Genomic DNA, 24,953 nt, shown 5'->3' with positions numbered 1-24,953 from the left:
TCTTCGGAACTGTGCATTTTTTCTGAAAGAATCAACACTGTTAATTCTTTATAAAGTCAATGAGCTTACTTGGAGCGATTTAATCGACATCAAGGATTTTTTTACGACGTTGTTTTAGCTATTTGATATTTAAAAGCTCACCCGACACTATTAAGCTGGGGTGATATCTGTTGATGGTGTCAGGGGGATGAATTTTTTATTGGGTTGATTTTGAAGGAGGATAGAGTTTAATAATGTCAAAACAGTTTAGATTGGGGCTAATCTGCGGTACGGGATACCCAGCTGTATCTTTGTACAATGAAAGTCCTACAGCCACAATTAAGGTCTCAGCGTCGGTGATGTCGTATTCTTTAGCACTGCTTAGTTGTACCGAATGTAACGAATGGTGATAGGAAAGGAGTTCGCTGTACGTATACTCGGTTGATATATTCATATCCTGATGATTTATACAGAAGAGTGTAAGATGTATCATAAATGAGTCTATACCTTTAGGGATATCTAGATGAGCTTCTGGTCGTAAATTAGAGATAGAAAGGTTGATTTTCTGTGTATCTCTAATATATCTAACGTCTATAGGTATAAGTATGGTGTCTTTTAGCGAAGAATTACTATTGAAGCTAAAATTTTGCAGCAGCATTAGATTATGCGGTAAAACTTTTCTATGTCCTCTTTCACTTATCTCGTCTGCTTTCACTATCAAATTGATTCGTTTAACAATACGATTAAGGTTTGACGATTCCTGAAACAGTTGATAGTGTTGACCAATAGCATTCTTAAAAGCATCGCGTAGATTTTTGGAAAAAGAGCTCGTACAACCGAATTCTTGAGAATTTTCTTTTGACCGAGGGGCGAGGTTGGAAATTTCATTTTTTGTCTTCTTGGCAGATTTTTGCCTTACCCTATAATGATCACCGCTCTTGTAGAAATTCAAATCGCCGATATTACCCTCTAATCTGATATTACCTTTTTGAAAAGCCATCTCATTTTTTATTGGTTATGAACTAAAGATAGTGATAAAGTATTGTAATAAAGAATAATATGTACTAGTTATGTATTTGTTACCTATAGGTTATCTGGGTGATAGCTAAGTTAACAGAGCTACATAATACCTACATAATACCTACATAAACCTTACATAATACCCACATATATTATTACAATAGCAATTTAGTTGGACTCCGATTCGCGTGCTCGTTATCCAAGACCACAGAAGGTTCGAAAAGACATATTGCGTATGCTAGTAGTTTCTATTTCCTGTTCTAGTCCATAAAACTGATTGTCGCGAGGAAACACTTGAGAAAATAGATATTTATAATTTAATGAAGGTGTGGAGAATAGTTTTGGATAAGCTAGCTTGGGATAGAATTTCGTTTAATAGTGTATTTTCAAGCAGACCAGTAGAATGTAGGGATGGAATGCCTGTTGTGATAGAAAAATGATTTTCGATGTCTAGATTTTCTCCCACAAGCCTATCTTCTTCAACGTGTCAAGCCGGTATATTTTGGAATTTATTTCCATATAGAGGCTGTCGGAGGTTTCTCTGAGCAATCTTGTCTGGTAGCCCCGATCAAATCCCATCTTTGAATTCGGATCAAAAAATATATCTGTTCTCTTTCTTGCGATTACTTTCTCCGCGAAAGCGTAGTGTTTGACTATCCAGTAATTATGTGGCGTGATCCGAATGATATATTCACTGTTACTCATCAAAGTAGCTCTAGAAAGACCATCTTTTGTCACATTGTAGAAAATCAGTACAGCGCCACCGACCAATGCGAGCAGTATTCCAACAAAGAGTTTTTTTTGAGGGAATAGTACAAACAGACCAAGAAGGCCTATTGCTGCAAAGGGGAGCGTCAAAAGTTCAATCGCTAGACTGATATCAAAGAAATAACGCAATAACAAGTCACCGAACATGATCAGGAGCATACCTGTGATCAGAGTTAACAATGCCTTTTGCAATAATGTCAGTGACTTTCTTTTCATGAACAAGATTTTTGCGTTATTCAATTTAGCAAACTGTGTTCCAAAAAAGACACATTAATCCTCTCAAATCATAGAAGAATGTACATGGGGTCATGTCTGCATTTTAGGTGTGCTAAATTTTTAGATTCGACAGTAAAGTATCCAACTGTTCAAAGTCTACGGTCATGCCTTCTAAAAAGCCCATTTTGATTTCTGTTTCCAGGTCTTCAGCCGAATTATAGGTGAGTAGGATTTCTACGCTTACCCTATCTTCTTTCAGGACAAAAGTATTCTTCCATTCATTTTGGGGGAAGTCTGGGTTCAGTATACCGTTTTCGTCCGAAAAGCCACCTTTCATCGTAAATGATTTATTGTTTTCGATCGAGATGAAGTTCGCTTTGCTCCAGTGCCTTTCACCTTCGGGGCTTACCATAGCATAAAGCCAATAGCCGCCTGTGCGAAAATCCATTATTTTCGTTTCTGCACGCCACGGGTGTGGACCCCACCATTGGTCCAATAATTCAGCTTCGGTCCATGCGTCCCATACCTGCTGAAGACCAGCAGCAAATTCACGTATCATGTGGATTGTCTTATCCTCTTTATTGACGGTGTAGTCAAATAGTAAGTTACTTTTCATATTTTTTATTACTTTTCCATTAGCTATATTAAAGTTAAGCGCCCCGATCAGCTTTTGCAAATTGGAGAGAATTACTTGTCTTAGGACAAGACTAAAGGTCGTAGCAGGATAAACATCTATCTGGTACCTTGGTATAAGAATTGTACTATAGATCACCGAAAGTAGGGAAGCGGTAGGGGGTATAATTCGCAACAGAAAATATATGAATGACAATTTAAGTATGAAAATAATATTAGTACTATTGACTATAATAGGCGGCGTAGTTACTTTATCCTGCAACAGTAACGAAAAGCAACAGGCTGCAGCTACAAAAGAGGCGATTAAAAAGACAGGTAGAACCGATACTACCGAAGTGTTTCAGGCCCCGACTGTAAGTGAGTACCATAAAATCAACGAGGACGAAATCATTAAGGATCTTCCTGTGAAAAAATTTGTTATCATTGATTCAACCAATTTTGATAATTATCGGACAGAAGGTGTAGTAGACAATGCTTTTATCAAGCGGATAAAGTTCCAAACATCCAATACCACTGCCGAACAATTTAGAATAAGATATAGGGTGCTTTTTTCCGACAATTTCAATGCCATCGTTATTACCTATAGGGACGGCGAGCACGAGCTTATTACCACCTTGGTCACACTGGATAGAAGTGGACATATTATTGATCAGCTTGACATTGCTTATGATGAAGTTGCCGAATCAGCGTTTTGCAAGATCGGCCGACTTGAGAAAGACCGGATCTGTATCCAAAGCTGGAATTATATGAGTGAAGTGCCTACACATGAAGAAACCGTATTTTTAATGCTGGAGACAGGGAGGTTTAAATCTTTGTGAAATTATTTTTAAATTCTTCATGTAGAAGGGGGAGATTAGCTGTGGATTCTCATCCCGTGTTCTTGCAATAAGGATAATAAGAGCTGTATTAGAGGATTGTGGTATAAACGAAAAAAAGTCCAACTTTCGTTGAACTTTTTTGGTCTTAGCGGAGAGAGTGGGATTCGAACCCACGGTACCGTTTCCAGTACGACAGTTTAGCAAACTGTTCCTTTCGGCCACTCAGGCATCTCTCCCTGTTTCGACACTGCAAACATAAGGCAAAAAAACCATTATACAAATTTTAAATGCTGTTTTTTTGATATTTTTTAGCCTTTAAATATTAACCTATTGAGGTTCATTTATTTATTGTAAAACATCTTTTTTCTTGCTTAGATCGTAGTCTATACGTACATGATAAATGCTCATCAACATGTTTTTGAAGATATGAGCGACGTCGCTAATATCCTTCATCGTTATGTTTGCATTTTCGAACTGTTTTTGCATTAGTTTGTGCTCTATAATCTTGTCGACCAGATTGCTGATAGAGTCTTTTGTTGGATCTTTTAGTGCTCTGGCAGCTGCTTCTACCGAATCTGCCATCATCAGAACGGCTGTCTCTTTGGAGAACGGAACAGGCCCAGGGTAATGGAAGATGGTTTCGTCTACGAGTTTGTCAGGGTTGTCCCGAAGAAATTCATTGTAGAAATAGTCTACGCGCGTGGTACCGTGGTGAGTTTTGATAAAATCTATTATAACCTCGGGCAAAAGATTTCGTTTGGCTATTTCTATCCCTTTGATAACATGGGAGATGATAATCTGTGCACTTTGCTCAGAGGTTAATTCTTCATGTGGATTAACTCCATTTTTTTGGTTTTCGATAAAGTAAAGAGGGTTGATCATCTTTCCAATATCATGATACAATGCTCCCGCTCTGATCAATAAAGGGTTTCCCCCAATTTTGTATACAGCGGCTTCTGCAAGATTTGCAACCTGTAAAGAGTGCTGAAAGGTACCTGGGGCTTTTAACGACAGTTCTCTCAGTAGTTTTGAATTACTGTTTGTTAGCTCCATGAGAGTAAGATCAGATACGATGCCAAATAATTTTTCAAAGGCATAGATCAGGGGGTAGGCAAGAAGTGTAAGACCTACACTGACAATAAAGGGTGTAATATCAGTCCAGTAAATATTGCCGAGGGATCCATTTCGTGTTAACACGAGCCCTATGTAGCCGATAATATAAGTCGCCAATATCAGTAGACTTGAAATAAGAAATTGCTCGCGTTTGACCATTGTGCGTATGCTATATATAGCGACCAGACCGGACATGAATTGCAGAAATACAAAATCATAGCTATTGGGGACAAAAAGCGCTGCAATCAAGACCATCAACAGATGTATGTTAAGAGCTACGCGTGTGTCAAATAGGATTCTGAAAATAATCGGCACACCGCAATAAGGAATGAAATAAAGACTCGATATACGCATGTTTATTGCCCAGGAAAGTACACCGAGCATGGCGAGTATGACGATAAATATAATGACTAAGAGTCTGTTGTTGTCATAAATCTGCCGTCTAAAATAGTACAGGAATACCATAAGTAATGTCATGGCCAATCCGACGAGTAAAAACTGGCCGAGAGCAACATAGTTTTTATTACCCGTTATCTTGGCTTCATCCTCAAATACTTTGCGTAAAGATTCTAATTTTTGGTAGGTGTCATTATTTACAATTTTGTCCCTCTCTGCGATCAGTTCTCCTTTTTGAACCATCCCCCGCGTGCTTGAGATATTGCTTAATGCTGTTTGTTCTACTTTGTCGGTTAGGGATTCATCGTAGATCAGATTTACAGTAATATAATTTTTAAGGACTTCAACGAACCATTTTTTTCTGCTGATATCTTTGTCTCTATTCAGGTTTAACTTAATAAATTCGTAAGCACTTTCGATCGTGAAGCAGTCGACTGTATTTTTCTGTGAGGCAATATTATTGTTGAGTAGAGTAAAGTTGTAGTTTGCGTCAGTTTCATTTAGTTTTTCGGTTTCGGTCCCTTTGGTCTGGTAGCGGTTATTTAGCGAAAGTACGCCCCGATTGTAGATGGTGCTTAGTAATTCAACTCCTTTTTTTCGGTAGTCATCTATCTTAAGGGAAGGTACAGTATCCATTTGACTGCTTTGCCATTTTTCTGCTAGATCGGTTGTGAACTGATCAATCTGCTCCTTGTTGATTGCGGTATTGAGATTGTAGATCGGTTGAACAGTTTTGAGTATCTGTTGTCTATCCTTATCTAGTTCCTCTTTGGTTTTTAGTACTGCAAAATTATAGGGAGAGACTAAATTATCGTGATTCCATGGCTTCCCTTTTTGAAACTCGTATTCAAATCTTGGTTGTTTGGGTAAGAAAAAACATATCAATAGTACCGTAAAAACGACCATTCCATACCTAAAAATGAGAGAATTACTGTTTAGCTTAGCGTTTATGTAATTAATTTTGAGTTTTGCCACCGTCTTGAGTTTTGTTGAAGTACTAGAACAAAAGTAACTAATATTCGTCATTTTCGCTTTAGAATTAAGTATGGTTTGTGCTATGGTATACACAAGTGATTTTATATTGGCGAAAGCAAAGCTTTTTAGTTAGGTTTGTATAAGGATTTACTTATAGAATATACGATGTCAAAAAATATCCACATGATAGCTCCGTCCATACTTGCTGCAGACTTTGGTAATCTTGAAAAAGATATTTCGATGGTCAACAGTAGCGAAGCTGATTGGTTTCATATTGATATTATGGATGGTGTGTTTGTTCCAAATATTTCGTTCGGTTTCCCTGTTATGCAAGCAGTTGCTAAACACGCGAAAAAACCATTGGATGTACATTTGATGATTATTGATCCCGATCGTTATCTTCAAGCTTGTAAAGATAGTGGGGCATCTATTATTACAGTTCATTACGAGGCGTGTGCACATTTACACCGTACATTGTCCGCGATTAAAGAGCTCGGATGTCAAGCTGGTGTTGCTATTAATCCGCATACATCTGTACAACTTTTAAAGGAGGTTATTGCTGATATCGATATGGTCTGTATTATGTCTGTCAATCCGGGATTTGGAGGACAGACGTTTATCGCAAATACCTACACGAAAATCAAAGAACTTAGACATATAGCTGCTGGTATTAATGACAACCTGCTTATTGAAGTCGATGGTGGGGTTGGTTTAACCAATGCTGTCCAGTTGGTAGAGGCTGGGGCAGACGTACTGGTGGCAGGATCATTTGTGTTTAATGCCGAAAACCCTATTGATGCTATCCATAGATTGAAAAACATAGATGTAACACTGCGAAGGGTATAATTGGAATTGGGAATAATGGAAGGCCGTTAAAAGCAATTCTGTTACAGGATTGCTTTTTTTGTAGCGGATAAATTTATTCTATTTGGCCATATTTTATACTAAACCGGGTTGCGTGTTTAGAATTGTTCCAAATTACTTAATCAATTGCCTAAATTATATTTAAAGGCTGATTTTTGTTACTTTTGCCTCGAAAAAAATAAAAATTATTGCTAAATAGTTAATGAAAGGCAGTAGGATTTAAAATTGTATCTAAATAGCCTCAAAACATAGAAAACTAAAAATGAGTATTTACAACGATTACATATCAGAAACTGAAGAAAGAAAAAATATAGGATTACATCCAAAACCAATTGACAGTGCAGAGTTGACAGGTGAGGTTATTGCACAGATCAAAGATCCTAACCATACAGATAGAGCTGAATCGTTAAGATTATTTATCTATAATACACTGCCAGGCACAACTCCTGCGGCGGGTGTAAAGGCAAAGTTTTTAAAACAGATTATTTTAGGAGAAGCCACAGTTCCTGAGATTACGACAACATATGCTTTTGAACTGTTGTCTCATATGAAAGGGGGACCTTCTATTGAAGTTCTCTTGGATTTAGCTCTAGGGAATGAAGAAATTATAGCGAAGCAAGCTGCTACCGTTCTTAAAACACAAGTGTTTTTATACGATGCCGATACAGCTCGTTTAAAAGAAGCTTATGACAATGGCAATGCTACTGCGAAAGATATTTTAGAAAGCTATGCAAAAGCGGAATTCTTTACGGAACTGCCTGCTGTTGCAGAAGAAATAAAGGTAGTAACCTATATCGCTGCTGAAGGGGATATCTCTACGGACCTATTATCTCCAGGTAATCAGGCACACTCGCGTTCGGATCGTGAATTGCACGGTAAATGTATGATTACGCCTGAGGCTCAACAAGAGATTCGTACTTTGCAAGCTCAATACCCGGATGCCAGCGTGATGTTGATTGCTGAAAAAGGCACGATGGGGGTTGGGTCTTCGCGTATGTCAGGTGTCAATAACGTGGCTTTATGGACAGGTAGACAGGCGTCACCTTATATTCCATTTGTAAATATTGCTCCGATCGTGGGTGGAACAAATGGTATCTCTCCTATATTCTTGACTACTGTTGATGTAACTGGCGGTATCGGGATTGACTTAAAAAACTGGAAAAAGCAAGTTGATACCAATGGTGATATCGTACGTAACGAAAATGGAGATCCTGTTTTGGAAGAAGTTTATTCAGTAGCGACAGGCACGGTGCTCACCATAAATACCAAGACTCAGAAACTCTACAACGGCGAACAAGAATTAATTGATATCTCTAGATCTTTAACTCCTCAAAAAATGGAGTTTATCAAAGCAGGAGGTTCTTATGCGATCGTTTTTGGTAAAAAAATCCAAACATTTGCTGCACGGACACTAGGTATTACAGCTCCTGTGGTTTTTGCACCTTCAAAGGAAATTTCGAATGATGGTTACGGATTGACAGCAGTTGAGAAAATTTTTAATAATAATGCTGTTGGTTCTACTCCGGGGAAGATATTACACGCAGGATCTGATGTTCGGGTCAAAGTAAATATTGTAGGATCTCAGGATACAACAGGATTAATGACTTCTCAGGAGTTGGAAGCGATGGCTGCTACAGTTATTGCGCCTACCGTAGATGGAGCATACCAATCTGGGTGTCACACAGCATCAGTTTGGGACAAGAAAGCACAGGCTAACATTCCTAAGCTGATGAAATTTATGAACGATTTTGGGGTAATTACGGCGCGTGACCCTAAAGGATCTTATCATTCGATGACGGATGTTATCCATAAGGTATTAAATGATATTACTGTTGATGAATGGGCTATTATTATCGGAGGTGATTCGCACACACGTATGTCTAAAGGTGTAGCTTTCGGTGCCGATTCAGGTACGGTCGCTTTAGCTTTGGCGACAGGTGAAGCATCTATGCCGATTCCGGAATCTGTGAAAGTAACCTTCAAGGGTACGATGAAAGAGCACATGGATTTCCGTGATGTAGTTCATGCTACGCAATCCCAGATGTTGAAGCAATTTGACGGTGAAAACGTATTCCAAGGTCGTATTATTGAAGTTCATATCGGTACGTTGTTAGCGGATCAAGCCTTTACATTTACGGATTGGACGGCAGAAATGAAAGCCAAAGCATCTATTTGTATTTCTCAGGATGATACCTTGATTCAATCTTTAGAAATTGCGAAGTCTCGTATCCAGATCATGATTGACAAGGGTATGGACAATAAAAATCAGGTATTACAAGGTTTGATTGACAAAGCTAATAAGCGTATCGGAGAGATTAAGTCCGGCGTTAAGCCAGCTTTGCAGCCTGATGACAATGCAAAATACTATGCAGAGGTTGTAATCGACTTAGATATTATTGAAGAGCCGATGATTGCAGACCCAGATGTAAATAATGCGGATGTTTCTAAGCGTTATACGCACGATACTATCCGCGATTTAACATTCTATGGTGGCGAAAAGAAAGTCGATCTAGGTTTCGTAGGGTCGTGCATGGTTCATAAGGACGATTTAAAGATTGTTTCTCAAATGTTGCGTAATGTAGAGAAGCAAAAAGGGTTAGTGCAATTCAATGCTCCATTGGTTGTTGCAGCACCTACCTATAATATCATTGATGAGCTGAAAGAAGAGGGCGATTGGGAGTACTTGCAAAAATATTCGGGTTTTGAATTTAGCGATGCGCTACCAAAATCTACTGCACGTACAGAATATGAGAATATTATGTATTTAGAACGCCCAGGTTGCAACCTATGCATGGGTAACCAGGAGAAGGCTGCCAAGGGCGATACGGTAATGGCTACGTCAACGCGATTGTTCCAAGGTCGTGTGGTAGAAGATAGGGACGGTAAAAAAGGGGAGTCTTTATTGGCATCTACGCCTGTAGTTGTATTGTCTGCTATTTTGGGACGTATCCCGAACATAGAAGAGTACAAAGCTGCAGTAGAGGGAATTAATTTGACCAAGTTTACGCCAATGTCGGTGAAGTAATCAACCCCTATATATGTGATTTGGATATTCCAAATTACTGATAAAAACCAAAAGAGACCACCTAAAAGTGGTCTCTTTTGGTTAGGCAAAAGGTATATAGATTTAGTTAGAATGATTTTAAATAGATTAGTTGACAATATTTTGAAAATCAATTCTAAAAATAATTAGTAAATTGTATAAAATTGATTTAAGTAAGAACGAAATAATATATTATGGCTTTTGATATTGAAATGATTAAGAAAGTTTATTCGCAGTATGATGAGCGTATTAAAGCAGCTCGTCAGATTGTTAATAAACCATTGACACTTTCTGAAAAAATTTTATACACGCACCTTTGGAGCGGAAATGCCACAGAGGCTTATGAGCGAGGTAGATCGTATGTGGATTTTGCACCGGATCGCGTAGCGATGCAGGACGCTACAGCTCAAATGGCTCTTTTGCAGTTTATGCAAGCTGGTCGTGCCAAAGCGGCAGTGCCCTCAACGGTACACTGTGATCACTTGATCCAAGCTAAGGAAGGTGCAGATAAAGATTTGGCTCGTGCTAAAAGTGAAAGTTCTGAAGTGTTCAATTTCTTAAGTTCGGTTTCTAATAAGTACGGTATAGGATTCTGGAAACCTGGAGCTGGTATTATCCATCAAGTTGTTTTAGAAAACTACGCGTTCCCAGGTGGATTGATGATCGGTACGGACTCGCATACGGTTAATGCTGGCGGTCTAGGTATGGTAGCGATAGGTGTAGGTGGCGCTGATGCCTGTGATGTGATGGCAGGTTTGCCATGGGAACTGAAGTTTCCTAAGTTGATCGGTGTTAAGTTGACAGGTAAGCTTTCTGGATGGGCAGCACCCAAAGACGTGATTCTTAAAGTCGCTGGTATTTTAACTGTGAAAGGCGGCACTGGTGCAATTGTAGAGTATTTTGGTGAGGGAGCAGAGTCGTTATCCTGCACCGGTAAAGGTACCATCTGTAATATGGGAGCGGAGATCGGAGCTACAACTTCTACCTTTGGTTATGATGCGTCAATGGAACGCTACCTGAGAGCAACTGGACGAGCGGATGTAGCTGATGCGGCTAACGCTATAAAAGGACATTTGACAGCTGATCCAGAAGTATATGCGGATCCGGAAACGTATTTTGATCAATTGATTGAAATCAATCTTTCGGAATTAGAGCCTTCATTAAATGGTCCTTTCACGCCTGACTTATACACACCGGCTTCACGCATGCGTGAAGAAGCCCAAAAAAATGGATGGCCTACACAGGTAGAATGGGGATTGATAGGTTCGTGTACTAACTCATCGTACGAGGATTTAGCACGTGCTGCTTCTATTGCACGTCAAGCGGTGGAGAAGGGATTAGTAACGAAAGCCGAATTTGGTATCAATCCTGGGTCAGAGCAGGTACGCTATACAGCGGACAGAGATGGTTTGTTAAAGACATTTGAAGATTTGAACGCTACGATATTTACCAATGCCTGTGGGCCATGTATCGGAATGTGGGATCGCGCAGGTGCGGATAAGCAAGAAAAGAATACTATCGTGCATTCCTTCAATCGTAACTTCGCGAAGCGCGCCGACGGTAATCCCAATACCTATGCATTTGTAACCTCTCCAGAAATGGTAGCCGCTATTGCTATATCAGGTGATTTGGGGTTCAATCCGGTTACGGATACATTGACTAATAAGAATGGAGAACAAGTAAAATTAGACCCACCTAGTGGCGATGAATTGCCGTCTAAAGGGTTTGACGTGGAAGATCCAGGTTATCAAGCACCTGCTGCAGACGGTTCTTCAGTAGTAGTTGAAGTATCACCTACTTCAGACCGGCTTCAATTACTGGAACCATTTGCTCCTTGGGAAGGTACCGATCTGAAAGGATTGAAATTGTTGATTAAAGCCAAAGGTAAGTGTACAACGGATCACATCTCGATGGCAGGCCCATGGTTGAAATACCGTGGCCACCTGGATAATATTTCTAATAATCTTTTAATTGGGGCAGTAAACTATTTTAACGATAAGACAGATAATGTACAGAATCAACTAACGGGTGAATATGGTGCTGTGCCAGCAACTCAACGTTCCTACAAAGCAGCCGGAATAGGTTCTATTGTGGTCGGAGATGAAAATTATGGCGAAGGCTCTTCTCGTGAGCACGCTGCCATGGAACCTCGCCATTTGGGTGTTCGCGCGGTATTAGTGAAATCATTTGCACGTATTCACGAAACTAATCTTAAGAAGCAAGGTATGTTGGGACTTACCTTTGCAGATAAGGAGGATTACGACAAGATAAAGGAAAATGATACTATCGATATCTTAGGACTGACAGAGTTTGAGCCAAACAAACCGTTAACACTGGTGTTACATCACGTAGATGGTTCCGAGGACCGCATTTCCGTAAATCATACCTATAATGCACAGCAGATTGAGTGGTTTAAAGCAGGGGGAGCTCTGAATATCATCCGTGCCAATCAAGCAAAATAATTTTTATTAACAATAATATGGGATCCCGATAAATGTTGTCGGGATTCTCTTTTCTAATAGTAATGTTTAAACAAATATCGATGCTCCTTTTGGGAGCAATGGCTATGAGCATGCCCACTATAGCTCAAGAAGCAACTGGAGCAGGTGTAGCAAAAAGTATATTTAACCCAAAGTACAATAGATTAAAAAGTAATAAAGGTAGGTTTTTTGGCCACTGGGGATATAATTTTTCTAGTTATGCAAAAAGTGATATCCGATTTCAGGGGCCAGGCTATGACTTCACCCTAAAAAATGTTAAAGCTTCGGATAGACCCACAAAGTTTGGATGGACATATATAGACCCAGGGAGAATAACGATTCCACAATTTAATTTTCATTTTGGTTATTTTATTAAAGACAATTATAGTATCTCTCTAGGCTGGGATCACATGAAATATGTTGTCGATATACCGCAAACAGTCAGATTCGTAGGGCATGCTGATAAAATAGTTTCTGAACCTGGGGTTCCTTCTGGTATTTTCGGTGATGCTAATGATGGAGAGTACCTGACACTGAATGAGGGGGACTTGTATTTTGAACATACCGATGGGTATAACTTTGCAGCGGTAGGAGTAGAGCGATATGATGATATTTGGGTATCGGAGTCCCGGAAGCAATCTGTAAATACCGAAGTTGGCTTGGAAGGAGGTCTCTTAGTACCACGGTCGGACGTTCGTTTGTTTGGACTGGGAGAGAATCACTATTGGAATGTAGCGGGATATGGATTTGCTGCTAAAGCAGGCGTACAATACCATTTTCTAAAGTGGATGTATCTTCAGGGGAGTTTTAAAACGGGGTTTACTGACTTGAGTAAGATTAGAACAACAGGCAGGAACGATCTTGATAAAGCTTCACAGATCATCTGGTTTTTTGAAAACTATTGGGTATTAGGCTTCAGGTTTTAATTTTTCTACTACTGACACACCCTTGTCACGACCCCTTGTAATTTTGACTTTAACTAAAATATAAAGATATATGAATACACAAGGTATTATTTCAAAGGAAGAGCTTTTAAAAAGCTGGCAAGGACATCGGGCATTGGCTAGACGTGTCATTGAGAAGTTCCCAGAAAAAGAATTATTTGAGTTTTCGATTGGTGGAATGCGTCCCTTTGCCGAGATGGTAAAAGAGATGTTGTCTATAGCTGTACCTGGGTTGGAAAGCATCGTGTCAAATCAAATTGAGAAGTACGATCACAACTTACCATTAACGACTAAACAGGAACTATTGGAACACTGGGATGCAGATACACCCAAGATAGACGCACTATTCAGTGAGATTGCTGTAGATAGGTTTAAGGAGAGTTTTAAAATCTTTGGTGAATATGAGTTTCCAATAGTCGAAAATATTCAATACTTTATTGATAACGAGATCCATCACCGCGCACAAGGCTATGTGTATCTACGGGCGCTAGGAATCGAGCCTCCTTTTTTCTGGGAAAGATATTAAAAAGTAGATGGGATAAGAAATAAGCGACCTCTGTAAAAAGATGGTCGCTTTTCTATTTTATCTATACGTTTTGTAGATGATTTTGTAAGTTCGCATACAAAAAAACAAACATGAAGCAAACGGTAACGTTAAAAAATGCAACACTTTGGTTGATGACTATTACATCGGGCTTAGTTGTAGCAAATATCTATTATAATCAGCCTTTATTGTCCCTAATTGCGGAAGATTTTGAGGTCGGAGAGATGGCTGTGAGCAAGATTCCTGTAATGACCCAGATGGGATATGCTTGTGGCTTGCTGTTTATTGTACCCTTAGGAGATAAGGTGTGGCGTCGAAAATTGGTGCTGTTGGATCTCGTAGCTGTGATAATATGTTTAATCTGGATTTATTTTTCTAAAGATCTGTGGATGCTATACGTGGCCAATTTTATTCTTGGCGGTGCTTCTGTAGTTCCACAGCTTTTTGTACCCATGGCTGCAGAGTTTTCGTCTTTAGAAAAGCGTTCTTCAAATATCGGCATGGTTATGTCCGGACTGCTGTTAGGCATATTACTATCGCGCATGTTTAGCGGCATTGTCGGAGACTTGTGGGGCTGGCGGATGATGTACCTGATTGCTGTAGGTTTGATGTTGTTTACATGGACAGGGATATACAAGCTATTGCCGGATCCGACTCCCAATTTTAAAGGTAGTTATAGCTCTTTGCTTCGTTCTGTTGTCGATATGGCCAGGAGATACCCTCTATTGCGCTTAGCTTCCTTTCGGGGAGCGATGGCTTTTGCTGGTATGTCGGCGGTCTTTACAAGTTTGGTATTTCATTTAGAAGGTCCTCCGTTTTATGTAGGTGCGACTGTCGTTGGCAGTTTTGGACTTGTTGGCGCTGTAGGAGCTCTGGCGGCTGCGTCGGTTGGCCGGTTTACACGCAAATGGTCTAACTATAGAATTGTGTTAGCTGCACTGCTTATCCTGTTGACAAGCTGGACGTTTACATTTGGAGCAGGGGAGACCTATTGGGGTTTAGTTATAGGTGTAATCTTACTTGATTTGGGTCTACAGGCATCACATATCATGAATCAAACCGATTTCTTTGCAATTGATCCAAAAGCAACCAATCGGTTAAATACGGTATATATGGTTTCTTACTTTATTGGTGGTTCGTTGGGGACATTAACCGCATCATGGGCATGGGAGCAAGCGCAGTGGGCCGGAGTCTGTGCTATAGGTTTTGGGTTTAACCTTCTGGCGTTATTGGCCCATGTGATTTTCGCAAAAAAGGTCTATAATTGATGTTGACGGCTATTTGATCCGTCCTACTCTGAAGATGATAGGAAAACTGACTTTTCGAACTTCTAATGTCCCCCATACTTTTCTCAGTTCATGCTCTATAGCTTTTACCGGGCTGCTTCCTTTATCTTTTTCATAATGTTGAACGGCCGACCAAGTTTGGAGATACCCTAATAGGGCATCGATATTCCATAGCTTGATATTGGTGATTTCTGGTGTTTCCAACTCCCGATACGGAAAAGGTATAGTCTGATACTGTTGTTCGATATGCTTACGTTCGGGATCCCAATAAGAACCAACAATATGCGTGTATAGGTTTTTTATGATCGCATCTATTTCCGGAGTAATATTGATCAGTTCATAGCCGAATAATGCAATAATACTATTTGGTCTACCGACACGCTTTACCTCTTCATTGAACTTGTCAAAGTCAAACCAATGTACGGCCTGGGCAACGGTTATTAAATCAAAGCTGTTCGCTGGAAATACAGTCTGCTCTGCCCTTTGGACTGTGTATATGATATTATCTGCATGCGGCGCATGCTCGAGTTGCTGTGCGCTTATATCTGTCGCATAGACCTTGTTAAAATCTTTCGCTAACTCGAGAGCCACCTGGCCTGTACCGGTACCGCAATCCCAGGCGATATCCCGCTGACTCAATAATGGATATATGAAGTCATAGATGGTTTGCGGATAGGTAGGCCTAAACTTTGCGTATTTGTCCGATATATTAGAAAAGTTATCCTTCATGGCACGATATCTTTTCTATAAAATTAGGAAAAAAATAGGATGAAGTTAAATTAATTTTAACCCATTATATTCCTTTTCTGTTTTTTCCACTCCTGTTTTAACAGGGAAAAGATGTTTAAATCAAAATATGTGTTTCCATGTTTTTCCATTTGCCTTAACACACCTTCATGTACGAAGCCCAGCCGTAGCGGAATAGCTGAACTCCTTTTATTTTTAGTAGCCGTAAGTATTTCGATTCGTTGAAAACCAAGGTCTTTAAATGCTATTTTCAGAATCATTTCAGTGGCTTTGGTTATAATGCCATTTCCTTGCTCCTTTTCAACAAGCCAATATCCGATAGACGCGTTGTCATTAGTCCTATCGATCTGATGGATGCCTATCCTTCCGATAAGTGTGTTGTTTCTAAAAATATTATACGTAAGTTCATTGCCTTTTGCATTGTTCGCTATGGCATATTGAAGATAAGATACGGTATCAGACAGCGCCTGTGTGTGATCGACCCAAGGAAGGAAACGGCTCAGAAATGCTCTATTCGTATCAATAGCATCAAAAAGAGCGGTCGCATGCTCCTCACAGCTTGGTACAAGGCATATATCTTCGCAAAGACTGATCGTTTCGACTGGTTGGTTTGGAGTTTTGTGCTGCATGGTATTATGTAGGCTCTAATTACGTAGCTATACAGCAATTATAATGCCTTTATTGGATTTTTAAAACGGGTGATACTCTCGTTTAGTATCGTTGCTACCATCTGTTTGAGGATTGGGGGTTCTAGAATGGTAGCGTCGTCGGCAAACATCATAAACCATCGTGCAAAATATTCAAGAGAACTCTTTAGGTCAAAGAAAAGATCGACATAGTCCTCTGTTTTCTTCTCATGAGTGAAGCCAAAATACTTTTTTTGCCAATCTAAATGTGGAGCTGTCGCGAGGCCGACACGGATATGTACCGGAGTTGCTACGATTTGGCTGTTTCGATTTTCTAGCAGTTCAGCTAATGTAATATGTTTTTTTGTGAAGGTGTTCGACAATATTTCTATGGTGAAAATCCGATCTGCTCTAAACTGACGGTAATCATCACGCTTCAAGCAATAAGCTCCGATATACCAAAAATTGTTTTCGTGGAATAAGCCAATCGGCTCTATGGTTCGGGTTTGCGGATTCTGATCATTTGCACCCTTATAGGATAAGGCTATCTGCCGTTTGTGGGCTAAGCTTTCAAAGAGGGTCTGTAATGCATGAGGCACCGATTGATTGAAGGTGTCGTAGCTTGATTTTCCCATGATTATATGATTCTCGATAGCACTTAGCGAATCGCGTTCATTGTGTTTTAATACAGCCCTTATTTTATACATAGCGGATTTATAATCCGACATCAGTTTTTTATCGGTAAATTTTTCCATTAGCTTTTCAGCCCCTATAAAACTCATGGCTTCTTCTTTGGTGAAGACAACAGGGGGGAGCCGGTATCCATCAATAAGCGAGTATCCTGTACCTGCTTCTCCTATAATAGGAACCCCTGCTTGTTCTAGACTTTTAATATCGCGATATATCGTTCGTAAGCTTACTTCGAAGCGTTCGGCAAGCTCTTGCGCCTTAATCACCTTTTTCGACTGTAATTGAATGAGTATCTCTACAATCCGGTCAAATCTCTTTTTTAAATCAATGGACACACTTAATCATTTTTAATGCAGTTAAACTTAGAAAAAATGCTTTGTATTTACGGCATAGAAGCTTAAAAATATATGCCCATAGTTTACTCTTTCTTTACTGCGTTGATATTTTGTAAATTTACACCATGGCTTGGATTGAAATTTCTCCAGAATATTTGCAGACTGATGGCCGGATAAGGCAGGCAATGGTTCCTGGCTTGATTTTCTGCTTGGTATTTAACGAAGGAAGTTGGATAGCTTTTTCTAGGAAATGTCCACATGCGGGAGCTCCTTTAGATCAGGGGTGGTGTCGGGATGGCTATGTAACCTGTCCATACCATAGACAGCAGTTTGATTTGAGAACGGGGAGAGGTCTTGAAGGACAAGGTAATTTTATCACCATTTACCCTCTAAAATGTTTAGAGGGTAAATGGTATATAGATGTTCGGAAAAGCTTGCTGAAACGGGTTTTCTCCTGGATATGACTTGACTATTCTAGTACGATTAGCCTATCTTGAGCGAGGTCATGGTGAGAGAGCCAGCCACTGCTTGATCATTAAATATATGTATGTCTTCGTTTTTATCCTGAAGTGCCAAACTGTACAACATCGGTAGGTAATGCTCAGGAGTCGGAATAGCCAATACAAACTCTTGCCCCTGTTTTTTGTAGTCGATTAAGGCCTGATGATTTCCATCCATTATATATTCTTTCATCCTATCATCGGCTTGTTTTGCCCAATCGAAGGCATAGCCTGCTGTATCTATATGTGACCAGGAAACCATGCGTAGATTGTGGACCATATTTCCGCTACCAACAATAAGCACGCCCTTTCGACGCAGCTGAGCTAATTCTTTGGCTAGGGCATAGTGATAGCTAGCTGGCTGTGTATAGTCTATGCTCATCTGAATAACGGGTACATCGGCATGGGGATAGAGGTGCTTTATGACAGACCAAGAGCCGTGATCAAGTCCCCATTTCTCATCCAGATGAACTTCCGTGGATTTAACAATATCTTTGGTCAGTGAAGCGAGCTCGGGCGAACCAGGAGAGGGGTATTGTACATCAAAAAGCGCTTGTGGAAAGCCGCCGAAGTCGTGGATTGTCGTGGGGTTTTCCATTGCTGTAACGTAAGTGCCACGGGTTTCCCAATGGGCGGAGATTACCAAAATAGCGCGCGGTTTTTCTATTTCTTTGCTGATTTTTTTAAATCCCCGAACGAACTCGTTGTCCTCGATAGCATTCATGGGGCTGCCATGCCCGAGAAAGAGCACAGGCATTTTGTCTGCACTATCTAATTTGTCGGCAAAGACGCGTAATGCACTTGGCTTGACAACGGCTCCTGCTAAAGGAAGCGCTGATAAAGCAACAAGAAATTGTGTTCTATTCCTACTTTCCATTCTTTCTGACGTTTTGTGTGTATATATTTACTGTATACGGTATTCTTTTCCCTTTGTAACAAAAGTGATAAAGGGCGCTTCCAATCGTTGTTTTTTGTAATCGGTAAAATGGGATAATTGCCCGTTAATGCCGATTATCAATTCTTCGAAATCAGGCTTAACTTACTTTTTATCCACTTTATAGAACTTGAATAATAGATCCATAGCCTAAAGATAAGAAAGTGATTATGTCAGATGAAAGTTTTTTACGCAAAAAAAAGCAAGCACGTTTTAGTAAGAGGTCGATTTTTTGTACCTTTGCATCATCAATTCAAGCTATGAGTGACGCTATAAAACACGAGTGTGGTATTGCACTTATCCGACTATTAAAACCCCTCTCATATTATCAGGAAAAATATGGAACTCCTTACTACGGTATTAATAAGTTGTATCTTCTTATGGAGAAGCAACATAACCGCGGACAGGACGGGGCTGGTATTGCTACAATTAAATTTGATGTCAAGCCAGGGAATCGATACATAAGCCGCTATAGGGCTATGGGATCAAGTGCAGTGGCAGATATTTTTGAGTATGTTCAAAAGAAATTTGCCGCAGTAAGTAAGGCGTATCCAAAGGAATCTAAGGATACCCAATGGTTAAAAGACAATGTTAGTTTTACAGGTGAAGTATTGTTGGGGCATTTGCGCTATGGTACGCATGGTAAAAATAGTATTGAGAGTTGCCATCCATTTTTGAGACAAAATAACTGGATGACACGTAACCTTGTGGTTGCAGGTAACTTCAACATGACTAATGTTGACGAGTTATTGCAACAACTTTATGATTTAGGTCAACATCCTAAAGAGCAGGCAGATACAGTCACTGTGCTGGAGAAGATTGGTCACTTTTTGGATGATGAGAATCAAGAGCTGTTCGATCAGTTCAAAAAAGAAGGCTACTCCAATATAGAGATCTCTGCCCAGATCGGAAAGAATCTTGATGTCGCTAAGATATTGACTCGTTCAGCTAAAACATGGGATGGAGGCTACACCATAGCTGGTATTCTAGGGCATGGCGATGCGTTTGTAATGCGTGATCCTGCCGGTATCCGTCCAGCATTCTTCTATCAGGATGACGAGGTATTGGTTGTGGCTTCAGAAAGGCCTGTGATCCAGACGGCTTTTAATATTCCATTGGACGCGGTACAAGAAATCAAACCCGGACACGCACTGATTGCCAAGAAGGATGGTTCAATTTCGCAAGAGATGTTTAGACAGCCTGTTGAGCAAAAATCATGTTCTTTCGAACGTATTTATTTCTCTAGAGGTTCGGATGCAGATATTTACCAAGAGCGTAAATCGTTGGGTAAATTGTTGTGTGACCAAGTGTTGACTGCGATTGACAACGATATCAAAAATACGGTATTTTCTTTTATACCTAATACTGCGGAGGTATCCTACTATGGTATGATGGAAGGAATGAGTAAGTATGTAAGGGATTATCAGAAAAACATCCTATTAAATAGAAACGAGAAAATATCAGATCAGGAATTGGACGATATCCTGAGTATACATGCTCGCTTTGAGAAGTTGAATGTAAAAGATGCAAAGCTACGTACCTTTATTACGCAAGATGCAGATAGACAGGATATGGTTCAGCATGTCTATGATACAACTTATGGTATCGTACGTGATCATGAAGATACGATTGTCGCTATTGATGATTCTATCGTAAGGGGGACGACATTGAAGCAGTCTATATTAACTATTTTGGATCGTCTACATCCTAAGAAGATCGTAATCGTATCATCGGCTCCACAGATCCGTTATCCGGATTGTTATGGTATTGATATGTCGAGAATGGGAGAGTTTGTCGCTTTTGAGGCAGCAATCAATCTGCTGAAACGAAAAGGAATGTCCCATGTTATTGATGAAGTTTATCAGAAATGTATCGCTTCTATTGTGAAACCGAAAAATGAAATCGAGAATTACGTAAAAGCAATCTATGAACCTTTTACTGATGAGGAGATTTCTGCTGAAATCGCAAGGATTGTAAGACCGCACGATTTGAATGCAGAGCTGGTTGTTATTTTTCAGACATTGGATAATTTGCATAAGGCTTGTCCTAATCATCGGGGAGACTGGTATTTCTCGGGAGACTATCCTACTCCCGGAGGAAATAAAGTGGTCAATAAGGCCTTTATGAATTGGGTAGAAGGAAAGAATGTCAGAGCTTATTTTAGCAGATAAGAAAAGAAAATCCCCGATAAAATCGGGGATTTTTGGTTTTTCAACCTTTTGCTATATAAATGAATTACTGAATGAGGCGCTAATAATAGTATACTTAAACATAGCTGTTTAAGTACATATCGCATTTCTAGTCTTCTAGAATTGCGAAATCATCACCGTCGTAAAGCCATTCTGCACTATCGATGATGTGTTCTAAATTTGTGATTTCTAAATCTTTAATCATAACATTTACTTTTGTTATGACAAATATAGGCTGTATTTGTTATTGATGAATTAACACTGTGTTAAGTTTGTGTTAACCGCTATTGAATTAATCGACCGTCAATATAGTACCACTGTCCTTGTAACTCTTTGAAGTTAGACTTTTCATGATGTACATGCTGTACGTTGGCTTGGTCTTTATAAGACGCGCGAAATTCCACCGTATTTTGTGTGCTATTTATGATCTCTAACTTGAGCCATTTATTTTGCGTAGACCAGTTTTTAATATCTTGTTTGCTCTGGTACCGGCGCGTGGAGGGGTGAAAGGTGTTGTATAAAAAAGAGACATCCCCAACGACAAATGCACTATATCTGGCTCGCATTAATATCTCGGCCGAAGATGCGGAGAGGGAGGCGCTATGTATTAGTGAGCAACAGTTTTCAAAATCTTTGGCGCTTCCACAATAACAGACTGTCATATAAAACTATTAGTTCTTTTTCTTTAAATAATTGTTTAATGCTTGTTGACTATTCTCATAAGCTTTTTCTTGCTTACGATCAACCCATTTCTTCTTGAATACTTTCCGCATTAACTTATCGGTATAGCGGATGATAAATACTTCGTTCAGCATTTTTAGCAAACGCCGCGGTCCAGTAGGAAAGGAACGTAATGTGATGGAAAAACCTGCTTCCAGATAACGATTGAAATGCCAGTATCCACTAGGCATAAACAAGGCGTCTCCGTGCTCCATGAAAATCTCATATCCCTGTGCATATTTCAATGCCGGAAACTGCTTGTAATCGGGATGCTCGTAATCGATATTATAAACGGTATGAACGGATAAGGGAACCTTATATAGAAATGCAGATTGATCTGGAGCGAATAGGAGCACCCGCTTTTTTCCCTCGAATTGAAAATGTAACAAATCTCCCAAGTCCACGTCATAATGCATAAGAACACGGGCTTCGCTTCCTCCGAAAAAGAGGGTAGGTATTCGCTTGAAATACTTAAAGCCTAAATCGGGATAGGTAAAGTTTTTGAGCAATTCTGGCAGATGATCTGTGATGATATAGAAAAATATTCTAAAATCGGAAGGCTGGCGCTTTATGAGTTTGATGTAATCCCGGAATCGCATGTGGGTTATAGGTTCATCAGTTGCTCTATTGGGATCGGCAGGCTTATTATCATAAAGACCCACTTCTTGTTCGCCTACTTTTTCGTATATATAGTCTAGGTTCCATTTGTCGAAGTCGCGCCACTGCTTTGCATACCCCTTAATCAAAACCGGTTTCTGCGGAATGAAATACGTCTTCAAAAAAACTTCTTTGGATATATCTTGAACCGTGTCGACCTGCGATAAAATCATATACTTACATGCTTGGATATAAAAGTAATAAATATTTGAGTTTTTATGACAAAAATACAACTTTACATCTAAACTATTTTGGAACTTTAAGCGTTGTTAACTAAACAACCTCAAAAATGACATCAATAAAAAATGAAATAATAGGCACATGGGAGCTGCTTTCTTATATAGAAGTTCCCTTAGATGGTGTGGATTCTTCTTTCCCCTATGGAAAAACACCCAAAGGATTGTTGCTTTACGGTCCGGATGGCTATATGGCTGTGCAGATTTCTAGCCGAGAGCAGCTAAATTGTGTTTCGGACGACCGTATGAATGTCACTGTCGAAGAAGCGGAACAACGAATAAAGGGCTACTTGGCTTTTAGCGGTCGATACACCATAGATAATAGAAACGCTCATGTGATCTACGATATTGAGAGTTCCTTCTTTCCCAACTGGGAGGGTACCCGACATGTACGTAAGCTAGACTTCGATGGTGATGTCTTATTTCAGAAATCTCTGGAACCCATCAACTCGGGTGGAAGGATGATACATGCACACATGACCTGGAAACGCATTGGAAAAGACTTTGATATGTCCGTAATAGAAGAAGATGCGCTAATGAACTTTTTTGTAGCTGATAATTAAAAGCAAAACGGCGAAAGAAATTCTTTCGCCGTTTTCGCTATAACTATTTATAAACAGATTCTTTTTTGAATTTTTTCACTAATAGGGCATATATAAGAGCTCTATATTTGTTTTTGTTGGATTTGCCTACAGCTTCTATCACTTCGTCAATTGCAACGTCTAATTTCACGTCATCTTTTAAACCTAATTTTTTAACTAAGAAATTTTGTTTTAAACGGTCGATTTCAGCTTTGTCCGAAGCTGCTACTGTCTCCGCATCAGCTTTGTAAATAGACGGACCCAACCCCTTAGTTACCGAGGCGATAAGATTTTCGTCAAGATCAAGTTTTAATTTTTTTGCTTCTGCAACGTATGCTGCAACTTTTTCATCTAATTTACTCATTGCTATTCCAGTTTATTTAAACACTAATGATTAATACTACCTTAAAATTAATCAATAATATCTTATAATAACAAACATACTTAGAATATAAATTTAGATTGTAGTGCTAATTCTATAGCTGTTTATTTTGTTTGCCTAGCAATGCAAGATAGAAATAGCCTAGTAGACCAGCTGCACAAGATGTCAAAAGAACAGCCAATTTAGCCTCTTCAATGTGTAGGGCATCGTCGAATGATAACATCGCTACAAAGATGGACATTGTAAACCCTATACCTCCTAAGAGACCGACACCAAACATGTGTTTCCAGCTGGCCCCTTCTGGAAGAGAAGAGATACCCAGTTTGACACAGAGCCAGCAGGTGGATAGTATTCCTATAGACTTGCCCACTAGTAAACCTAGGATAATACCTAATCCCATCGATGAAGTCAGACCTTGAATCATTTCGTGATGCAGTATAATAGCTGTATTTGCAAAAGCAAATAGCGGAATAATAATAAAGTTGACGGGTTTCGATAAAAGGTGTTCTAAACGCTCGAGTGGAGATTCTTTATCGTCAGGCGTGGTCGGTATAGTCATCGCTGTTAAAACGCCTGCTATAGTGGCATGTATACCCGAATGGTGTATAAAATACCACATAAAGATTCCGGGAACGACATAGAAAATCAGATTTTTGATGCCGATTTTATTAAAGAGTAGCTGCAATAAAAACAATCCTAAAGCGATTAACAGATAAGTATAATGTAAGGCGCTCGAGTAAAAAATAGCAATAACTAGTATGGCTAATAAATCGTCTACTATGGCCAAGGCTGCCAGGAAAATTTTAAGACTGGCGGGGACCCGGTTACCCAATAGAGAAATGACTGCGAGAGCAAATGCAATATCGGTAGCCATTGGAATCCCCCAGCCATGCGCAGTAGGTTGCCCGTGATTGAGTATAGCATATATGCCTGCCGGAAGTAAGGCTCCTCCTATGGCCGCAAAAATAGGTAAGGCAGCCTTTTTGGGAGAGGCTAGTTCACCTTCGACCAACTCTCTTTTTATTTCTAATCCGACCAAAAGAAAAAAAATAGCCATCAATCCATCATCAATCCATTGTTTGAGGGAATACTTAAGATGAATAGTGTCATTTTCATAACCAAATGATGTGTTCAAGATACCGGTTAAAGCATCACTGTAATAGGAGTTAGCAATGACCAATGCAAGTAATACACATACAAATAGTAGAATACCACCACCGGAGCTTGATTCAAAGAAGTTTTTAAATGATCGTAGATTGATAAGTTTAGACATGAGG

Annotated in this window: 22 protein-coding genes and 1 tRNA gene; 10 read left to right on the top strand and 13 right to left on the bottom strand. The window is 39.6% G+C overall.

Annotation, left to right across the window (positions count from 1 at the left end; genetic code table 11):
- Positions 1 to 196: 196 nt before the first annotated feature.
- From JKG61_RS11460 to JKG61_RS11450, 3 genes are all read right to left on the bottom strand, one after another.
- Positions 197 to 979 carry a hypothetical protein gene (locus JKG61_RS11460; RefSeq protein WP_202103112.1) on the bottom strand — a complete coding sequence of 261 codons (783 nt, stop codon included), beginning with the start codon at positions 977 to 979 and terminating at the stop codon, positions 197 to 199.
- 470 nt (positions 980 to 1,449) lie between these two features.
- Complete coding sequence (locus JKG61_RS11455) at positions 1,450 to 1,983, bottom strand: hypothetical protein (RefSeq protein ID WP_202103111.1); 534 nt, start codon at positions 1,981 to 1,983, stop codon at positions 1,450 to 1,452.
- 112 nt (positions 1,984 to 2,095) lie between these two features.
- Positions 2,096 to 2,599 carry an SRPBCC family protein gene (locus JKG61_RS11450; RefSeq protein ID WP_202103110.1) on the bottom strand — a complete coding sequence of 168 codons (504 nt, stop codon included), beginning with the start codon at positions 2,597 to 2,599 and terminating at the stop codon, positions 2,096 to 2,098.
- Between the two features lie 220 nt (positions 2,600 to 2,819).
- On the opposite strand from JKG61_RS11450, the gene JKG61_RS11445 reads away from it, so the two are divergent.
- The gene (locus JKG61_RS11445; protein WP_202103109.1) at positions 2,820 to 3,434 is read left to right on the top strand and encodes a hypothetical protein; all 615 of its coding nucleotides are present in this window, start codon (positions 2,820 to 2,822) and stop codon (positions 3,432 to 3,434) included.
- A gap of 149 nt (positions 3,435 to 3,583) precedes the next feature.
- On the opposite strand, the gene JKG61_RS11440 is transcribed toward JKG61_RS11445, so the two are convergent.
- Together JKG61_RS11440 and JKG61_RS11435 are read right to left on the bottom strand one after the other, a co-directional pair.
- A tRNA-Ser gene (locus JKG61_RS11440) sits at positions 3,584 to 3,670 on the bottom strand.
- Positions 3,671 to 3,779: 109 nt separating this feature from the next.
- Positions 3,780 to 5,918, bottom strand: a complete 2,139-nt coding sequence (locus JKG61_RS11435; protein ID WP_202103108.1) for an HD family phosphohydrolase — start codon at positions 5,916 to 5,918, stop codon at positions 3,780 to 3,782.
- 165 nt (positions 5,919 to 6,083) lie between these two features.
- On the opposite strand from JKG61_RS11435, the gene rpe reads away from it, so the two are divergent.
- The 6 genes from rpe to JKG61_RS11405 all read left to right on the top strand — a co-directional run bounded on the left by rpe (position 6,084) and on the right by JKG61_RS11405 (position 15,061).
- Positions 6,084 to 6,764 carry a ribulose-phosphate 3-epimerase gene (gene rpe / locus JKG61_RS11430; protein ID WP_202103107.1) on the top strand — a complete coding sequence of 227 codons (681 nt, stop codon included), beginning with the start codon at positions 6,084 to 6,086 and terminating at the stop codon, positions 6,762 to 6,764.
- A gap of 280 nt (positions 6,765 to 7,044) precedes the next feature.
- On the top strand, positions 7,045 to 9,807 hold the full coding sequence (locus tag JKG61_RS11425; protein WP_202103106.1) for a bifunctional aconitate hydratase 2/2-methylisocitrate dehydratase: 2,763 nt from the start codon (positions 7,045 to 7,047) through the stop codon (positions 9,805 to 9,807).
- Positions 9,808 to 10,019: 212 nt separating this feature from the next.
- On the top strand, positions 10,020 to 12,287 hold the full coding sequence (locus JKG61_RS11420) for an aconitate hydratase (protein ID WP_202103105.1): 2,268 nt from the start codon (positions 10,020 to 10,022) through the stop codon (positions 12,285 to 12,287).
- A gap of 62 nt (positions 12,288 to 12,349) precedes the next feature.
- The gene (locus JKG61_RS11415; RefSeq protein WP_237249456.1) at positions 12,350 to 13,231 is read left to right on the top strand and encodes a hypothetical protein; all 882 of its coding nucleotides are present in this window, start codon (positions 12,350 to 12,352) and stop codon (positions 13,229 to 13,231) included.
- Positions 13,232 to 13,301: 70 nt separating this feature from the next.
- Positions 13,302 to 13,775 carry a DinB family protein gene (locus JKG61_RS11410; protein WP_202103104.1) on the top strand — a complete coding sequence of 158 codons (474 nt, stop codon included), beginning with the start codon at positions 13,302 to 13,304 and terminating at the stop codon, positions 13,773 to 13,775.
- Between the two features lie 110 nt (positions 13,776 to 13,885).
- Positions 13,886 to 15,061 (top strand): MFS transporter, encoded by a 1,176-nt coding sequence (locus JKG61_RS11405; RefSeq protein ID WP_202103103.1) that lies wholly within the window; start codon positions 13,886 to 13,888, stop codon positions 15,059 to 15,061.
- Between the two features lie 9 nt (positions 15,062 to 15,070).
- Here the strand turns inward: JKG61_RS11405 and JKG61_RS11400 are convergent, their stop codons facing one another.
- Genes JKG61_RS11400 through JKG61_RS23170 form a run of 3 tightly spaced genes read right to left on the bottom strand, consistent with a single transcriptional unit; the run spans position 15,071 to position 17,477 of the window.
- Complete coding sequence (locus JKG61_RS11400; protein ID WP_202103102.1) at positions 15,071 to 15,808, bottom strand: class I SAM-dependent methyltransferase; 738 nt, start codon at positions 15,806 to 15,808, stop codon at positions 15,071 to 15,073.
- Between the two features lie 56 nt (positions 15,809 to 15,864).
- On the bottom strand, positions 15,865 to 16,455 hold the full coding sequence (locus JKG61_RS11395) for a GNAT family N-acetyltransferase (RefSeq protein WP_202103101.1): 591 nt from the start codon (positions 16,453 to 16,455) through the stop codon (positions 15,865 to 15,867).
- 38 nt (positions 16,456 to 16,493) lie between these two features.
- A complete protein-coding gene (locus JKG61_RS23170; protein ID WP_202103100.1) occupies positions 16,494 to 17,477 on the bottom strand; it encodes a helix-turn-helix transcriptional regulator in 984 nt (327 codons plus the stop codon).
- A gap of 125 nt (positions 17,478 to 17,602) precedes the next feature.
- Here JKG61_RS23170 and JKG61_RS11385 point away from each other — a divergent pair, with 125 nt between their 5' ends.
- Complete coding sequence (locus tag JKG61_RS11385) at positions 17,603 to 17,941, top strand: Rieske (2Fe-2S) protein (RefSeq protein ID WP_202103099.1); 339 nt, start codon at positions 17,603 to 17,605, stop codon at positions 17,939 to 17,941.
- A 19-nt stretch (positions 17,942 to 17,960) separates the two neighbouring features.
- Here the strand turns inward: JKG61_RS11385 and ygiD are convergent, their stop codons facing one another.
- Positions 17,961 to 18,854, bottom strand: coding sequence for a 4,5-DOPA-extradiol-dioxygenase (ygiD, locus tag JKG61_RS11380; RefSeq protein ID WP_237249455.1), 894 nt, complete (start codon positions 18,852 to 18,854; stop codon positions 17,961 to 17,963).
- A 317-nt stretch (positions 18,855 to 19,171) separates the two neighbouring features.
- On the opposite strand from ygiD, the gene JKG61_RS11375 reads away from it, so the two are divergent.
- Positions 19,172 to 21,082: an amidophosphoribosyltransferase gene (locus JKG61_RS11375; protein WP_202103098.1), complete on the top strand. Its 1,911-nt coding sequence runs from the start codon at positions 19,172 to 19,174 to the stop codon at positions 21,080 to 21,082.
- A gap of 302 nt (positions 21,083 to 21,384) precedes the next feature.
- On the opposite strand, the gene JKG61_RS11370 is transcribed toward JKG61_RS11375, so the two are convergent.
- Both JKG61_RS11370 and JKG61_RS11365 read right to left on the bottom strand, forming a co-directional pair.
- Positions 21,385 to 21,762: a YchJ family protein gene (locus JKG61_RS11370; RefSeq protein ID WP_202103097.1), complete on the bottom strand. Its 378-nt coding sequence runs from the start codon at positions 21,760 to 21,762 to the stop codon at positions 21,385 to 21,387.
- 9 nt (positions 21,763 to 21,771) lie between these two features.
- Entirely contained in the window at positions 21,772 to 22,650 is an 879-nt protein-coding gene (locus JKG61_RS11365; RefSeq protein ID WP_202103096.1) for a cupin-like domain-containing protein, read from the bottom strand.
- A 116-nt stretch (positions 22,651 to 22,766) separates the two neighbouring features.
- On the opposite strand from JKG61_RS11365, the gene JKG61_RS11360 reads away from it, so the two are divergent.
- Positions 22,767 to 23,276 carry a lipocalin-like domain-containing protein gene (locus JKG61_RS11360; RefSeq protein ID WP_202103095.1) on the top strand — a complete coding sequence of 170 codons (510 nt, stop codon included), beginning with the start codon at positions 22,767 to 22,769 and terminating at the stop codon, positions 23,274 to 23,276.
- Positions 23,277 to 23,319: 43 nt separating this feature from the next.
- Here JKG61_RS11360 and JKG61_RS11355 read toward each other — a convergent pair whose 3' ends face one another.
- Both JKG61_RS11355 and nhaA read right to left on the bottom strand, forming a co-directional pair.
- Positions 23,320 to 23,658, bottom strand: coding sequence for a DUF2853 family protein (locus JKG61_RS11355; RefSeq protein WP_202103094.1), 339 nt, complete (start codon positions 23,656 to 23,658; stop codon positions 23,320 to 23,322).
- Between the two features lie 112 nt (positions 23,659 to 23,770).
- Positions 23,771 to 24,949 (bottom strand): Na+/H+ antiporter NhaA, encoded by a 1,179-nt coding sequence (nhaA, locus tag JKG61_RS11350; RefSeq protein WP_202103093.1) that lies wholly within the window; start codon positions 24,947 to 24,949, stop codon positions 23,771 to 23,773.
- Between the last annotated feature and the right edge of the window lie 4 nt (positions 24,950 to 24,953).

It is taken from the genome of Sphingobacterium faecale (genome assembly GCF_016746095.1).
Lineage (GTDB): Bacteria > Bacteroidota > Bacteroidia > Sphingobacteriales > Sphingobacteriaceae > Sphingobacterium > Sphingobacterium faecale.
This window is presented reverse-complemented; position numbering and strand designations above follow the sequence as displayed.

What these genes read in the sequence shown, in the direction of transcription:
- JKG61_RS11450 (WP_202103110.1), bottom strand. Translation starts at nt 2,599, where the DNA reads ATGAAAAGTAACTTACTATTTGACTACACCGTCAATAAAGAGGATAAG.
- JKG61_RS11360 (WP_202103095.1), top strand. Translation starts at nt 22,767, where the DNA reads ATGACATCAATAAAAAATGAAATAATAGGCACATGGGAGCTGCTTTCT.
- nhaA (WP_202103093.1), bottom strand. Translation starts at nt 24,949, where the DNA reads ATGTCTAAACTTATCAATCTACGATCATTTAAAAACTTCTTTGAATCA.
- JKG61_RS11415 (WP_237249456.1), top strand. Translation starts at nt 12,350, where the DNA reads ATGTTTAAACAAATATCGATGCTCCTTTTGGGAGCAATGGCTATGAGC.
- JKG61_RS11425 (WP_202103106.1), top strand. Translation starts at nt 7,045, where the DNA reads ATGAGTATTTACAACGATTACATATCAGAAACTGAAGAAAGAAAAAAT.
- rpe (WP_202103107.1), top strand. Translation starts at nt 6,084, where the DNA reads ATGTCAAAAAATATCCACATGATAGCTCCGTCCATACTTGCTGCAGAC.
- JKG61_RS11375 (WP_202103098.1), top strand. Translation starts at nt 19,172, where the DNA reads ATGAGTGACGCTATAAAACACGAGTGTGGTATTGCACTTATCCGACTA.
- JKG61_RS11455 (WP_202103111.1), bottom strand. Translation starts at nt 1,983, where the DNA reads ATGAAAAGAAAGTCACTGACATTATTGCAAAAGGCATTGTTAACTCTG.
- JKG61_RS11460 (WP_202103112.1), bottom strand. Translation starts at nt 979, where the DNA reads ATGGCTTTTCAAAAAGGTAATATCAGATTAGAGGGTAATATCGGCGAT.
- JKG61_RS11400 (WP_202103102.1), bottom strand. Translation starts at nt 15,808, where the DNA reads ATGAAGGATAACTTTTCTAATATATCGGACAAATACGCAAAGTTTAGG.
- JKG61_RS11395 (WP_202103101.1), bottom strand. Translation starts at nt 16,455, where the DNA reads ATGCAGCACAAAACTCCAAACCAACCAGTCGAAACGATCAGTCTTTGC.
- JKG61_RS11405 (WP_202103103.1), top strand. Translation starts at nt 13,886, where the DNA reads ATGAAGCAAACGGTAACGTTAAAAAATGCAACACTTTGGTTGATGACT.
- JKG61_RS11385 (WP_202103099.1), top strand. Translation starts at nt 17,603, where the DNA reads ATGGCTTGGATTGAAATTTCTCCAGAATATTTGCAGACTGATGGCCGG.
- ygiD (WP_237249455.1), bottom strand. Translation starts at nt 18,854, where the DNA reads ATGGAAAGTAGGAATAGAACACAATTTCTTGTTGCTTTATCAGCGCTT.
- JKG61_RS11420 (WP_202103105.1), top strand. Translation starts at nt 10,020, where the DNA reads ATGGCTTTTGATATTGAAATGATTAAGAAAGTTTATTCGCAGTATGAT.
- JKG61_RS11370 (WP_202103097.1), bottom strand. Translation starts at nt 21,762, where the DNA reads ATGACAGTCTGTTATTGTGGAAGCGCCAAAGATTTTGAAAACTGTTGC.
- JKG61_RS11445 (WP_202103109.1), top strand. Translation starts at nt 2,820, where the DNA reads ATGAAAATAATATTAGTACTATTGACTATAATAGGCGGCGTAGTTACT.
- JKG61_RS11410 (WP_202103104.1), top strand. Translation starts at nt 13,302, where the DNA reads ATGAATACACAAGGTATTATTTCAAAGGAAGAGCTTTTAAAAAGCTGG.
- JKG61_RS11355 (WP_202103094.1), bottom strand. Translation starts at nt 23,658, where the DNA reads ATGAGTAAATTAGATGAAAAAGTTGCAGCATACGTTGCAGAAGCAAAA.
- JKG61_RS11365 (WP_202103096.1), bottom strand. Translation starts at nt 22,650, where the DNA reads ATGATTTTATCGCAGGTCGACACGGTTCAAGATATATCCAAAGAAGTT.